Annotated in this window: 14 protein-coding genes and 1 pseudogene; 9 read left to right on the top strand and 6 right to left on the bottom strand. The window is 71.2% G+C overall.

All coding sequences use genetic code 11. The features are described from left to right. The first annotated feature begins 162 nt into the window (after window positions 1-162). The 3 genes from HD597_RS60340 to HD597_RS60330 all read left to right on the top strand — a co-directional run bounded on the left by HD597_RS60340 (window position 163) and on the right by HD597_RS60330 (window position 2,120). Entirely contained in the window at window positions 163-507 is a 345-nt protein-coding gene (locus HD597_RS60340) for a PRC-barrel domain-containing protein (RefSeq protein WP_253758136.1), read from the top strand. A 93-nt stretch (window positions 508-600) separates the two neighbouring features. Further along, window positions 601-972: a VOC family protein gene (locus HD597_RS60335; RefSeq protein ID WP_253758134.1), complete on the top strand. Its 372-nt coding sequence runs from the start codon at window positions 601-603 to the stop codon at window positions 970-972. A gap of 167 nt (window positions 973-1,139) precedes the next feature. Next, window positions 1,140-2,120 carry a DMT family transporter gene (locus HD597_RS60330; protein ID WP_253758132.1) on the top strand — a complete coding sequence of 327 codons (981 nt, stop codon included), beginning with the start codon at window positions 1,140-1,142 and terminating at the stop codon, window positions 2,118-2,120. On the opposite strand, the gene HD597_RS60325 is transcribed toward HD597_RS60330, so the two are convergent. Beyond that, window positions 2,047-3,219 carry an FAD-dependent monooxygenase gene (locus HD597_RS60325; protein WP_253758130.1) on the bottom strand — a complete coding sequence of 391 codons (1,173 nt, stop codon included), beginning with the start codon at window positions 3,217-3,219 and terminating at the stop codon, window positions 2,047-2,049. The two genes, HD597_RS60330 and HD597_RS60325, sit on opposite strands and share 74 nt — an antisense overlap. A gap of 82 nt (window positions 3,220-3,301) precedes the next feature. Between HD597_RS60325 and HD597_RS60320 the strand changes: the two genes are divergently transcribed. Continuing rightward, the gene (locus tag HD597_RS60320) at window positions 3,302-3,895 is read left to right on the top strand and encodes a TetR/AcrR family transcriptional regulator (protein ID WP_253758128.1); all 594 of its coding nucleotides are present in this window, start codon (window positions 3,302-3,304) and stop codon (window positions 3,893-3,895) included. On the opposite strand, the gene HD597_RS60315 is transcribed toward HD597_RS60320, so the two are convergent. Next, window positions 3,862-4,815: a TIGR03557 family F420-dependent LLM class oxidoreductase gene (locus HD597_RS60315; RefSeq protein WP_253758126.1), complete on the bottom strand. Its 954-nt coding sequence runs from the start codon at window positions 4,813-4,815 to the stop codon at window positions 3,862-3,864. The genes HD597_RS60320 and HD597_RS60315 overlap by 34 nt on opposite strands. A gap of 63 nt (window positions 4,816-4,878) precedes the next feature. Between HD597_RS60315 and HD597_RS60310 the strand changes: the two genes are divergently transcribed. Further along, window positions 4,879-5,028 carry a GPGG-motif small membrane protein gene (locus tag HD597_RS60310; protein WP_165959640.1) on the top strand — a complete coding sequence of 50 codons (150 nt, stop codon included), beginning with the start codon at window positions 4,879-4,881 and terminating at the stop codon, window positions 5,026-5,028. Between the two features lie 136 nt (window positions 5,029-5,164). Then, the gene (locus HD597_RS60305; protein WP_253758124.1) at window positions 5,165-6,946 is read left to right on the top strand and encodes a PP2C family protein-serine/threonine phosphatase; all 1,782 of its coding nucleotides are present in this window, start codon (window positions 5,165-5,167) and stop codon (window positions 6,944-6,946) included. Window positions 6,947-6,973: 27 nt separating this feature from the next. On the opposite strand, the gene HD597_RS60300 is transcribed toward HD597_RS60305, so the two are convergent. The 3 genes from HD597_RS60300 to HD597_RS60290 are packed head-to-tail and all read right to left on the bottom strand — an operon-like array spanning window position 6,974 to window position 9,032. After that, window positions 6,974-7,720, bottom strand: a complete 747-nt coding sequence (locus tag HD597_RS60300) for a metallophosphoesterase family protein (protein ID WP_253758122.1) — start codon at window positions 7,718-7,720, stop codon at window positions 6,974-6,976. Next, on the bottom strand, window positions 7,713-7,961 hold the full coding sequence (locus tag HD597_RS60295; RefSeq protein WP_148442239.1) for a BON domain-containing protein: 249 nt from the start codon (window positions 7,959-7,961) through the stop codon (window positions 7,713-7,715). The genes HD597_RS60300 and HD597_RS60295 overlap by 8 nt, the downstream gene beginning before the upstream one ends. A 45-nt stretch (window positions 7,962-8,006) precedes the next feature. After that, window positions 8,007-9,032, bottom strand: coding sequence for a DNA topoisomerase IB (locus tag HD597_RS60290; RefSeq protein WP_253758120.1), 1,026 nt, complete (start codon window positions 9,030-9,032; stop codon window positions 8,007-8,009). Between the two features lie 105 nt (window positions 9,033-9,137). Between HD597_RS60290 and HD597_RS60285 the strand changes: the two genes are divergently transcribed. The 3 genes from HD597_RS60285 to HD597_RS60275 all read left to right on the top strand — a co-directional run bounded on the left by HD597_RS60285 (window position 9,138) and on the right by HD597_RS60275 (window position 12,322). Continuing rightward, a complete protein-coding gene (locus tag HD597_RS60285) occupies window positions 9,138-9,350 on the top strand; it encodes a hypothetical protein (RefSeq protein WP_253758118.1) in 213 nt (70 codons plus the stop codon). A 7-nt stretch (window positions 9,351-9,357) separates the two neighbouring features. Then, window positions 9,358-10,371 carry an SDR family oxidoreductase gene (locus HD597_RS60280; RefSeq protein ID WP_276083310.1) on the top strand — a complete coding sequence of 338 codons (1,014 nt, stop codon included), beginning with the start codon at window positions 9,358-9,360 and terminating at the stop codon, window positions 10,369-10,371. 121 nt (window positions 10,372-10,492) lie between these two features. Further along, complete coding sequence (locus HD597_RS60275) at window positions 10,493-12,322, top strand: transketolase (protein ID WP_253758116.1); 1,830 nt, start codon at window positions 10,493-10,495, stop codon at window positions 12,320-12,322. Between the two features lie 475 nt (window positions 12,323-12,797). Here HD597_RS60275 and HD597_RS60270 read toward each other — a convergent pair. Further along, window positions 12,798-13,181 (bottom strand): annotated as a pseudogene (locus HD597_RS60270) (ChaB family protein); the annotation flags it as partial. Window positions 13,182-13,190 lie beyond the last annotated feature (9 nt).

Raw genomic sequence — 13,190 nt, 5'->3', positions numbered from 1 at the left:
TGGGGCCCCGGCGCCCGGACTGGCGGTCAGTTGTCAGGAGAGTCAGATCACCAGTCGGGCCGTCAAGGAGCGGCCAAGGCATCGTCACAGGTTTATGCGGATATCGACGGGTAGTTGAGGGCTTGCCCGAGAAAGACGGAAGAAGAGAGGAAGAGAGCACCAATGGAGCTCTGGGACTATCGACCTGACGTCTACGACCGCGGGCAGGCGCTGGATCTGGTCGGGTACCACGTCCAGGCCACCGACGGCAAGATCGGGTCCGTCGATGAGGCGACCTACGAGGTCGGCGAGAGCTACATCATCGTCGACACCGGTCCGTGGATCTTCGGTAAGAAGGTCCTGCTCCCGGCCAAGGTGATCACGAACATCGATCCCCAGGAACGCAACGTGTTCGTGGCCCGCACCAAGGCCGAGATCAAGGACGCGCCCGAGTTCGACGAGGGCACGTTCAAGGAGCCCGAGTACCGGTCGCGGCTGGGGGACTACTACGGCCGCTTCCCCGGGTGACTTGATGCCGCAAGCGGAGGGCCGCGCCGAGAAGGCGCGGCCCTCTGGCATACCTGACAGAGGATGGCAGGTACGGCTGGAAGGCTGGTCCGCATGACGACGAGAGCAAGCCTCATGGCCTTCACCATCGACTGCGACGACCCCAAGGCCCTGGCCGCCTTCTACCACGAGGTGACCGGGATGGAGGTCACCTACGCGGAGGACGAGTACGCCGCCATCTCCGACGGCACCGTCAACATCTACTTCGGCCGCGTCCCCGACCGTAAGCCGGTCCGGTGGCCGAGCCCCGACAAGCAGTTCCACCTCGACCTCCAGGTGCCGGACGTGGAGCAGGCCGCCGCGGAGTACGTGACGCTCGGGGCCACCAGGCCCGAGTTCCAGCCCGGCGTCACCGAGGAGGGGACGCGGTGGATCGTGCTGCAGGACCCCCAGGGGCACCTGTTCTGCGTCTGCCGCAAGTCCTGATCCCGCGAGCCGCGGGCCACCGCCGGCTCAAGGATGCGCCACATGTTCGTGCAGGTCGGGAGCAACATATGCCGACTTTTCAGCCGAAAGGATGATTCTGGAGGTTCTGCTGCCTCTTAAGCTGGAGCAATGCTCCTGAAAGGATCCCTGCTCCTGCGCGGGCCGCGATGACCTGGGTCGGCATGCTGATCGCCCTGGCCGGAGCGCTGGGATACGCGCTCGGCGCGGCGATGCAACAGTTCGAGGTCGTGGCCGAGGGCGCCTCGCTCAGCCTGGTGAGACGCCCTCGATGGTGGGTCGGCGGCATCATCTCCTTCAGCGGTGCCTGCCTGCACGCCGTCGCGCTGAGCTTCGCCCCTCTGGTCGCCGTGCAGCCGATCAGCGTCGCCACGTTGGTGTTCGCCGTGCCGCTGGCCGCGTTCATGTACGGGCGCAGGCCGTACCGCGCCGAGATCCTCGGCTCGATCGCGGTGGCCGTGGGCCTGCTCTGGCTCATGCTGCTGGTGCCCGCGCACAACGTCACGCCCGTGCTCGGCGACGGCGCAGCGCTGGCCTTCATCGCCGTGATCGCGGCGATCGCGCTGGTCACGCAGCTCATCGCGAGCCGGGTGCACGGGCCGCTGAAGGCCATGCTGCTCTCCGTGGGGGCGGGGGCCGTGACGGCGAGCGTGTCCACGTTCGTGCGCGTGGTCGGCGGCGGGATGCAGGGCGACTGGGGGCGGTTGATCCACTGGTTCAGCCTGGCCGTGCCCGTGCTGCTGGTCTGCGCGGTGGTGCTGCTGCAGCGCTCGTACGCCGTGGGCTACTTCGGCATCGCCTACGCCGGAGTGCAGGTCATCGACCCCATCACCTCCGTGCTGGCCGGAGCGATCCTGCTCGGCGAGCCGCTGCCGACGTCCCCCTCGACGGCCGTGCCCGCCGTGCTGGCCGCCGCGCTGACCATCGGCGGCACGATCACGCTCGGCCGGCTGGCGCCCGACCACCACGCCAAGCCGGCCCCTGCCGCGCCGCCCGCGCCGGCGCCGGTCCCGCTGGAGCGCCCGGCGGCCACGCCGGCCGCCCGCCAGACGTCGGTCACCGTCCAGCCCCAGCCGGTGGACGCCAGCTCAGCACCTCGTCCATCGACCGCAACATCAGATCTGGGCTGAGGCGCGCGGCGGCCGACAGCCCGAAGTCGCGCAGCCCCACCGCCAGCGGATTGCGGAGCTTGCTCATGCGGCACAGGCTCCAGGAGCGCTGGACGATCTTCGCGGTCCGCTTCACGCGCGCGGCGCTGTAGGCCGCGAGCGCGCCGTCGGGCAGCGCGCCGCCCGGGCCGCGTGAGGCCTGACCGGCGTGGTGCGCCAGGACCACGCCGTCCTCGATCGCCTGGCAGGCGCCCTGCCCCAGGTTCGGCGTCATCGCGTGCGCGGCGTCGCCGACCAGGGCGACCCTCCCCCGGTGGAAGGCGGGCAGCGGCTCGGCGGTGCGATAGACGTCGTTGCGGATGATGCGGGCGGGATCGGCCGCCCGCAGCAGGGCCGGGATCGGGTCGTGCCAGTCGCCGAACCTGCGCAGCAGCTCCGCGCGCTCGTCGGCGTGCACGGTGCCGGCGGGCAGCACGTCGGTGGCGTAGACGTAGACGACGTCGCCGGCCAGCAGGTGGATGCCGAACACCGTGCCCCGGCCCCAGCTCTCGCAGCGCGGGACCGTCAGCCCGCCGCGCGGGACGAGCCCGCGCCAGGCCGTCACCCCCGAGTACACCGGCTCCGGGTGCGCGGGGAAGAGCGCGCGCCGGGTGGCCGAGCCGATCCCGTCGGCGCCCACGACGAGGTCGGCCTCCAGGTCGCCCGCGTCGGTCCGCACGAGGCCCTTGTCCGCGTCCACCTCCGAGACGGTCGTGCCCAGGCGCAGGTGCTCGCGGCCGAGCGCGTCCATCAGCACCTCCAGCAGCGTGGCCCGGACCATGAGCACCACCGAGTCGCCGTACTTGGCGTCCGCGACGGCCTCCGTGGTGTGCGTCAGCCACCTGCCGTCCGCCCGGCGCAGGCCGAGCCGGCCCTCCACGGTGGCCAGCTCCCTGATCCGGTCCCCGACGCCGAGGACGTCGAGCGCCTTGAGCGCGTTGGCGGCGATCGCCAGCCCGGACCCGACCGGCTCGATCGCGGGAGCGCGCTCCAGCACGGTCACCTCCCAGCCCCCGCGCCGCAGCGCCGCCCCCGCGGCCAGCCCGCCGACGCCTCCGCCGATCACCACAGCCCTTGCCATCACGGTCTCCTTCAACTACGTCTGTAGTGTCAGCCTACTACGCCTGTAGTTCGGGGTCACTACCGCTGTAGTATCTGGTCCCGTGAAACGCTCCGACCTCGTCGCCGACACGGCCATCACCCTGCTCGCCGAGCGAGGCATGCGCGGGCTCACCCACCGGGCCGTGGACGAGGCGGCGGACCTGCCGCCCGGCTCCACCTCCAACCTCGCCCGCACCCGCGCGGCGCTGCTGGAGCTGACGTTGTCACGGCTCACCGAGCTGGAGGTGCTGGCCCTGGCCGGGGCGTACGGCACCGACCCGTTCGAGCTGGCCTGCCTGCCCGCGCGCATGGCGCAGGCGCTGCACGTCCAGCTCATGGACCGGCGCCGGACCCTGGCCCGCTACGAGCTGGCCCTGGAGGCGACCAGGCGGCCGGAGCTGCGCCGGATCTACGACGAGGCCGGGCGGCGCTTCCGCGACCCGGCCGTCACCATGCTGGCGGCCCTGGGCTCCGCCGACCCGGTGACGCACGCGCGCAACCTGGTGGCGTTCGGGGAGGGGCTGATGTTCGACGCCATCGCCGGCGCGGGCAGCGTGCCCACGCCGGAGGAGCTGGAGGCCGCGCTGGACGACCTGCTGGCGGGCATGCTGCGGCCCGGGGATCAGCGGACCAGCGGCAGGACCTCGCGCTCGTAGAAGTCGAAGAACGCGTCCTGCTCGGCCCCGATCTGGTTGACGTAGACCTCGTCGAACCCGGCGTCCACGTACTGCTTGATGGCCTGGGCGTGCACCTCGGGGTCGGGGCCGACCGGGCTGCCCGCGACGGCCTCGTCCTCCGTCACCATCGCGGCGAGCTGCTCGAAGTGCCGGGGCAGCGGCAGGAGCTGCGAGGCCTCGCCCTTGACGCCCTGCGTGGGCCACAGGCGGTGCACGGTCCTGCGGGCCGCCGCCTCGTCGGTGGCGTAGCAGGCCTTGAGCCCGCCGAGCGCGGGCTTGCCCTCGCCGCCCGCCTCGCGGAAGGCGCGTACGGCGTCGGCGTCCGGCGCGACCGAGATGTACCCGTCGCCCAGCCGCCCGGCCAGTGACGTGGACTTCTTGCCCAGCCCCGACACCAGGACGGGCGGCGGCTCGTCGGGCAGCGTGTAGAGCCGGGCGGTGTCCACGCGGTAGTGCCGGCCCCGGTGCGTGACCAGCTTGCCGGTGAACAGCTCCCGCATCAGCCCGATCGCCTCCTCCAGCATCTCCAGCCGCTCGCTCAGCGGCGGCCAGCGGGACTCGATCACGTGCTCGTTGAGCGCCTCGCCGGTGCCCACGCCGAGCCGGAACCGGCCGCCGGTGAGCGCGGCCGTGGTGGCCGCGGCGTGCGCGATCACCACCGGATGCGTGCGGACGAGGGGGCAGGTCACGGCGGTGGCGATGGGCAGGGACGTGGCCTCGGCCAGCGCGCCGATCACCGACCAGACGAACGGGGACTGCCCCTGCTCGTCGAGCCAGGGGTGGAAGTGGTCGGAGATCCACAGGGCCTCGAAACCGGCGCGTTCGGCGGCCTTGGCCTGGCGCACCAGCTCCTGGGGGCCGTGCTCCTCACAGGACAGGAAATAACCGAAGGTCGTCATGGGTTTTTTCCCTGCCCTGACGCGTTATGTTATGCGGCGCCTCCTGAGGGCAGATGCCAGCGCATGGCTACTTTGCTCTGGATCATCGCAGTAATTCTCGTCATCTCCGGGATCTATGTGATCCTGGCCCGGCGCGACCTGCTCTGGGGGATCGTGCTCATCGTCCTCGGTTTCCTGGTCGGGCCTGGCGGGGTCAGCATCTTCAATGTTTAGGGGCGCCGTCCGGTTCGTTCAACGCCCCTTTCCTGCCGCTGGGCCGATCCCCGAGAACGGTCCAGCGGTCTCTACGTTTTGCTGAAATATCGACAGTGACGCTCCTCGATTCCCGCGTGCCGGGAATGAGGAGCACGTGAGTAGATTTCCGCCGTTCAGCCGCTACGAGACCGGCGCGGCCTCGGCGAGAGTCCGGGACCTGCTCGTACGGCTGCGCCTGCACATGCGCGACGAGGCCATCCTCGACGAGGCCATCGCCCGCCTCGCCACCGAACTGAACGTCCGGCCCGGCGAGGCGGCCGAGCAACTCGCGCGGATGGCCAAGCACAGCGGCCTGGAGCTCGTCGAGGTCGCCAGGGGCATCGAGCGCCCCCCTGACGAGCCCAGGCAGGCGCACGAGGTGCCCGCCTGGGTCACCGGCATGCTGGAGGCCATTCACGCCTCCGCGCTCTACCTCGCCCCCGTCAGGGACGCCTCGGGCCGCGTCGTGGACTTCCTGATCCTGGCGGCCAACCGGCACGCCAGGACGGCGGCCGGGCGTACCGCCGCCGAGGTGGCCGGGCGCCGCCTGATGGCGGTCAGCCCCGGAGTGGCCGGCTCGGGCCTGCTCGACGACTACATCAGCGCCTTCGAGACCGGCGAGCCCGTCCACCGCGAGGGGCTGGAGTTCGTGGAGGTGCTGGACTACCTGCTCTGGCCCGCCACGCTGAACGTGCGCGCAGCCCGCGTGGACGACGGGCTGCTGGTGAGCTGGCGCCCCCTGGACGACGAGGAGCTGCTCGTCTCCGGCTGGGAGCGCGCTCAGCGCCTGGCCGAGCTGGGCTGGGGCGAGTGGAACCTGGCCACGCAGCGCACGCTGTGGACGCCCCAGATGTATGAGATGTTCGGCCGCGACCGGAACGACGGCCCGATGTCGCTGGAGGACCTGCCGACCGTGGTCGTGCCGGAGGACCTGCCGATCGTGGAGGACCTGATGCGTTCCCTGCTGGAGCACAGGGAGGCGGTCGAGACGGAGTTCAGGATCCAGCAGCGGCACGGGGTGCGGCACCTGTGCGTGTTCAGCGAGCCGCTGCTCGACGCCGACGGCGTGCCGGTCAAGGTGCGCTTCCTGGCCCAGGACGTGACGAAGAACCGGCGCAGGGAGCGGGCCCTGGCGGTGGCGCACGAGCAGGCCCACCGGCAGCGCCAGCGGGCCGAGGAGGAGCACCGGGTCACCGTCCGGCTCCAGGACACGATCCTGCCGATCCGCCGCGGCCTCATCCACCTGCCGGGGCTGGCCGTCGGCGTGCGCTACCTGCCCGGCGAGGAGCTCATCCGGCTCGGCGGTGACTGGTTCAAGGCCCGCCTCCTCCCCGACGGCAGGGTGCTGATCGCCATCGGCGACGCGATGGGGCACGGGCTGACGGCGACGAGCATCATGCTGCAGATGCGCTCGGGGCTGGCCGGCCTGGCCTACACGCAGCAGCCCGCCGGCCAGCTCGCCACCTGGCTGAACGATCTGATCGTGCACTCCAACCAGGGCGTCACCGTGACCGGGACCGCCATCATCGGCCACTTCGACCCCGGCGACTGCACGTTCCGCTGGACGAACGCCGGTCACCCGGCACCCGTGCTGATCAGGGACGGCAGGCCCGAGCCGATCGACGGGGTGCAGGGGGTGATGCTCGGCGCGTTCGACGTGAGCGAGTACCAGATGACGACCACGCAGCTCCGGTCGGGGGACGTCCTGCTGCTCTACACCGACGGGATCGTCGAGCGGCGCGGGCAGGACCTGGAGGTGGGCATGGAGGCTCTGCTCCAGGCCGCGCACCTCTGCAGCGACGACGACCCCGAGCGAATGATCGACTGCCTGCTCAACCGGCTGGGCGGCGACGCGGCCGAGGACGACGTGTGCGTGCTCGCCGTGCGGGTGCTGTAGCCACGGGTGCCGTGGCGGGGACCGCGGCTAGTGCTCGTGCGGCTGCATGTCGTCGGAGCAGTTGAGGCAGTACACGGCGTACGCCCTGCTGAGCACCGGCAGCGCCACGTTGCGGACCCGGATGCCGCCGGGGGTCATGCCCTTCTCGCTGCCCTTGTGCGCGTGCCCGTGCAGGATCAGATCGGCGCCCGCCGTGTCCACCGCCTCCGCCAGCAGGTAGCTGCCGAGGAAGGGGTAGATCTCGTGCGGCTCGCCCTCCAGCGTCTCCTTGATCGGTGAGTAGTGCGACAGCACCACCCGGTGGTCGGCGACGATCTCCTTCAGCGCCACCTTCCACGCCTCGGCGATGTAGCGGGTGTGGGAGACGAAGTTCTTGATCTCGCGCTCGCCGAACTCGCTGGCGCACTTGCCCGCGAACCCGCCGCCGAACCCCTTCCCGCCGACCACGCCCAGCTTCTTGTCGCCGCACTGCACCACGACGCCGTCGTCGTCGAGCACGATGACGCCGGCGTCGCGCAGCTCGCTGGCGATCTCGTACTGCAGGTCGGAGTGGTAGTCGTGGTTGCCGAGCACCGCGACGACGGGGATCGACAGGCCGCGCAGCTCGTCGGCCACCACCCGGCCCTCCTCCAGCGTGCCGTGCCGGGTGAGGTCCCCCGCCAGCATGAACACGTCCGCGCGGTCCTCGATGCCGTTGAGCTTCTTCCTGTACTGGCCTCTGACGTCCTCGCCGAGGTGGATGTCTCCCACGGCGGCTATACGCAGGTCAGTCAAGATGCTCATCCTCCCCCGGCGCGTTCGCCTCGACGACGTTGATCTCGTTGTGCACATGGAGCTCGGGCGCGACCTCGTGCGCCACCTGGCCGAGCCGCTCCCGCTGCTCGGCGCCGCTCACCTGTCCGCGCAGGAAAAGCTGGTCGCCTCTGATGTCGACGCGAATTCCGAGCTCGTGCGTGCGTCCGTCCTCGGCCAGCGCCTGCTGGACACGGGCCGCGACGTACTGCGGAGCTTCCATCGCTCGCCTCCTTCTTCTGTCGGCGCATGCCCAGGTGCGAACCGCTCAAACGGCACGAATCAGCTCAATGACCGCCCGTTCGACGGGGCCCGCCGTCGCGAGCTGCCCGAAATCCGCGTCCGCCCCGAGGTCGGTCAGCGCCGCCGCGATCGTCCTGTCCTGGTCGTACGCCTCCACCACGCGCGGATCCACGTACGACGCCCGCGCCACGGTCGGGGTGTTGCCCAGGTACTCCGACACCTCCCGCATCACCCGGGTGACGGCGCGCTTCTTGCTGGTGACACCCGCACGAGCGGGCCTGGACACCGCCAGGCCCACCGCCGCCAGGACGGTGGCGTGCCAGGTGCGGAAGTCCTTCGCCGTGACCTCGTAACCGATGATCCCGCGCAGGTACTCGTTGATGTCCTCGCTCCTGATGTCGCTCCACCCGCCCCGGTGCCGGTAACGCAGCAGTTCCCCGTCCGCGCCGAGCGCCTTGAGCGAGCGCAGCACCTTGCACGCGGCCGGGTCGGCCACCTCGACCTCACGCGCCACGTCGCCCTTGGCCTGGTAGGAGCAGACGACCAGGCCGCCCGAGCAGGTGACGTGCTCCATCCTGAGCGTGGCCAGGCCGTAGGTGTCGTAGCTCTCGCCGCCGATGCGGAAGAAGCCGATGTCGAGCAGCCTGGCCGCGGCGGCCAGCACCCGCTCCTTGGTCAGCCCGCGCCCCTGGAGCTGGTCGTCCACGGCCTTCCTGAACGCGGGCAGCCGCTCGGCCATTTCCAGCACCCGGTCGAACTTGGCCCTGTCCTGCTGCTCGCGCCACAGGTCGTGGTAGCGGTACTGCCGCCGGCCCGCGGAGTCCGTGCCGACGGCCTGCAAGTGGCCTTTGGGCGAGGTGCAGATCCACACGTCCTTCCAGGCAGGAGGGATGGCCAGCGCCCTGATCCGGGCGAGCGTGGCCGGGTCGCGCACCGGGCGGCCACGGGGGCCCTCGTAGCTGAACCCGCGCCCGCGCCGCCGCCGCACGATGCCCGGCTCGCTCTGGTCGCTGGGGTGCAACTCGTCGGTGCGTTGATCTCGCTCGGGCACGCCACCGGGCTACCCCGGACGTTAGGCGGCAAACGGTACGGGCAGGTGAGCCGCATGTCTGACAACGGAGATTGGCGCGAGGAAAGGGACCGGAGAGGCCATGCCATGGTTCCCGCCACCCCGCGCGACATCATGCACGTCAGGGTGGGGTCGTTCATCCTGGTGTTCCTGTTCGCGTTCGCGGTGCTGGGCCTGCTCACCGGGGCACTGCTCATGACCATCATCGCCGTCGTGCTGGCCATCGCCACGGCGGTCGACATCGCGCTGGCCGTACGGCGCCAGAAGCAGCGACGAGGAACGGACCGAGAGGCGGGCTGATCACGACATGGCACCACTTCGTGGACGCGTGGTAGTGGTGACGGGCGCGAGCGGCGGGGTCGGGCGCGCGGTGGTACGCGAGCTCGGCGCGCAGGGCGCCAAGGTGGCGCTGATCGCCCGCGGCACGGCGGGCCTGGGCGCGGCCGCCGTGGACGTCGGGGTGGAGGGCGGCACGGGCCAGGTGTACGAGGCCGACGTGGCCGACTACGAGCAGGTACGCGCCGCGGCGGAGCGCATCGAGAAGGAGATGGGCCCGATATCCGTATGGATAAACACCGCCTTCTCCTCCGTCTTCGCCAAGTTCACCGACATTTCCCCAGATGAGTATGAGCGCACCACGGCGGTGACGTACCTGGGCTACGTCTGGGGCACCAAGGTCGCCCTCGACGTGATGCGGCCGCGCAACGCCGGCGCCATCGTCCAGACCGGGTCCGCCCTCTCGCAGCGCGGCATCCCGCTGCAGTCCGCCTACTGCGGGGCCAAGCACGCCATCAAGGGTTTCACGGAGTCGGTGCGCACCGAGCTCCTGTCCGACGGCAGCAACGTGCGCGTCACCCTCGTCCAGCTCCCGGCGGTCAACACCCCCCAGTTCGACTGGGTGCTGTCCAAGCTGCGCCGCCACCCCCAGCCCGTCCCGCCGATCTATCAGCCCGAGGTGGCCGCGCGGGCGATCGTGCACGCCGCCACGCATCCAGAGCGCAAGGAGTACTGGGTCGGCAGCAGCACCGTCGCCACCATGCTCGCCCAGCGCGTCGCGCCCGCTCTGGTCGACCGCTACCTCGCCCGGACGGGCGCGCAGTCGCAGGTGACCGACGAGAAGGCGCCCACCGGGGTGGCCAACCTGTGGGAGCCCGCCGACGAGAGCAGCGACTACGGGGCGCACGGCTCGTTCGACCACCGCTCGCACGGGCGCAGCCCGCAGCTCTGGCTCTCCCAGCACCGGGGCCCGGTCCTGCTGGCCCTCGCGGGCACCGCCACGGCCGCGGCCCTGGCCGCCGTACGGCGCACCCGGCGCGGCTGACCCACCCGGCCTCCTCCTGAGGACCCCGGCCGGAGTGCGGCGGCCGGGGTGATCGGGCCCGTGCACCGAGTTAACCGGCGGCGCCGGGGTAGACGGGGCGGAAACCATCTCAGGGGAGGTCATGATGCCTGACCGCGATCTTCAGTACCTGGCCGAGCTGGCGGCGCAGTTGCGGGTGGACTCCGTACGGGCGGCGGCGGAGGCCGGCTCCGGCCATCCGACCTCGTCCATGTCCGCGGCCGACCTGATGGCCGTGCTGTTCGCGTGCCACCTGCGCTACGACTTCGACAACCCGGCCAATCCGGCCAACGACCACCTGATCTTCTCCAAGGGACACGCCTCGCCCCTGCTCTACTCCCTCTACAAGGCGGCCGGCGTGATCAGCGACGAGGAGCTGCTGTCGTTCAGGCGAAGAGGCAGCCGGCTGGAGGGGCATCCCACGCCCCGGCTGCCCTGGGTGGACGTGGCCACCGGGTCGCTGGGGCAGGGGCTGCCCGTCGGGGTGGGGGTGGCGATGGCCGGGCGGCTGGAGCGGTTGCCGTACCGGGTCTGGGTGTTGTGCGGCGACAGCGAGCTGGCCGAGGGCTCCATCTGGGAGGCGGCCGAGCACGCGGGCGCCGAGGGGCTGGCGAACCTGACCGCGATCGTGGACGTGAACCGGCTCGGCCAGCGCGGCCCCACCAGGCACGGCTGGGACACCGGGGCGTACGCGCGCCGGTTCGGGGCGTTCGGCTGGCACACGATCGAGATCGACGGGCACGACCCCGGCCAGATCGACTACGCCCTGGGCAACGCCCGCAACACGCGGCGGCGGCCGACCGTGATCCTGGCCAAGACCCGCAAGGGCGAAGGGGTCCTGGAGGTCGAGAACCGCGAGGGCGCCCACGGCAAGGCGCTGAAGGACCCGGGCAAGGCCGTCGAGGAGCTCGGCGGGCCGAGGAGCGTGCGGGTCGAGGTGCACAGGCCGGAGGCGGGCGCGGCGCCGTTCCGGTTCGGGAGCAACGGGATGGAGCTGCCCTCGTACCCGGTGGGCGAGAAGGTGGCGACACGGACGGCGTACGGGGCGGCGCTGGCGGCGCTCGGCTCGGCCCGCGGGGACGTGGTGGCGCTGGACGGCGAGGTGGCGGACTCGACGAAGACGGAGACGTTCGGCAAGGAGCATCCCGAGCGGTTCTTCGAGATGTACATCGCCGAGCAGCAGCTCGTCGCGGCGGCCGTCGGGCTGCAGGTGCGGGGGTGGAAGCCGTACGCGGCCACGTTCGCGGCGTTCCTGACCAGAGCGCACGACTTCATCCGGATGGCGGGCGTGAGCCGGGCGGACATCCGGCTGGTCGGCTCGCACGCGGGGGTGGCGATCGGCGAGGACGGGCCCTCGCAGATGGGCCTGGAGGACCTGGCGATGATGCGGACCGTGCACGGCAGCACCGTGCTGTACCCGTGCGACGCCAACCAGACGGCGGCCCTGATCGCCGAGATGGCGGACCTGGAGGGCGTGTCCTACCTGCGGACCACGCGGGGCGACACCCCGGTGATCTACGAGCCGGGCGAGCGGTTCTCGGTGGGCGGGTCGCGGGTGCTGCGGCACTCGCCCGGCGACCGGGCCACGATCGTGGCGGCGGGCGTCACCGTGCACGAGGCGCTGGCGGCGGCCGACGGCCTTCAGGCGGAGGGCATCCCGGTGGGGGTGATCGACCTGTACTCGATCAAGCCGGTCGACGCGGCGGTGCTGGTCGAGGCGGCGACCACCACCGGCAACCTGATCACGGTGGAGGATCACCGGGTCGAGGGCGGGCTCGGTGACGCGGTGATGGACGCGGTGAGCGAGCTGGGGCCTCGGGTGGTGAAGCTGGCCGTGACCGATCTGCCCGGGTCGGCGACGCCGCAGGAGCAGCTCGCCGACGCCCGGATCGACCGCCACGCCATCGCCGGCGCGGTCAGGCGGCTGCTGTGAGCGGGCATGAATGAGGGCCGGCGATCCAGCTGGATCGGCGGCCCTCTGTTGTGTCGGTCGGTGTTGTGTCGGTCGGTGGCGCAGGCGCCCCGCTGCGTCAGCGGGACTTCTTCGCCGTGGAGCTCTTCTTGGGAGCGGACTTCGTCCTGGACGTCGACTTCGACGCCGGCTTGGAGGCCGACTTCGACGTCGACCTGGACGTCGGCTTGGGCCCCGACTTGACCTTGGACGTCGTCCTGGTGCCCGACTTCGACGAGGAAGCCGCCCTCGTGCTGGTGGACTTGCTGCCGGACTTCGTGGTGCCGGCCTTGGTGGTGCCGGACTTCGTGGTGCTGGCCTTGGTGCCGGCCTTCGTGCCGGTGGACCTGGTCGTGCCGGTGGACCTGGTCGTGCCGGTGGACCTGGTCGTGCCGGTGGACTTCGTCCCGGTGGACTTCGTCGCGCCGTTCGACTTGGCGCCGTTGGACTTCGCGCCCTGGCGGGACTTCGCCGTGGCCGTCCTGTTGGCCTTCTTGATGGCGCCGACCAGCTCCTGCTTGGTCATCTTCGACCGGCCGGTCACCCCCAGCCTGGCGGCCACCTGCTGCAGGTGGTCCTTGCTGGCGTTGGCGTCCACGCCCTCGGCCGTCCGGCCGGAACGGTCGGTGGCGCCCTTGTCGGAAGGGCCCTTGCCGTTCTTCGCCTCCCAGTGGTCGCCCACCTTCTCGAAGGAATGTTTCAGCGCGGCGAACGCGGTCATGTGGGCGCGCCGCCCCTCGCCGTACTCCTTGACGGCCGAGTCGTGCGCCTTGATCCACGTGTTCTGCGCCTTCTTCGGAGAACGCTTGATGGTCGACGGCAGCTCTTCAACAGCTGGCATGTCGATTCA

It is taken from the genome of Nonomuraea thailandensis (assembly GCF_024172165.1).
Classification (GTDB): Bacteria; Actinomycetota; Actinomycetes; order Streptosporangiales; family Streptosporangiaceae; genus Nonomuraea; species Nonomuraea thailandensis.
The sequence above is the reverse complement of the archived record's forward strand: the minus strand, read 5'-3'. Positions and strand labels throughout refer to the sequence as shown.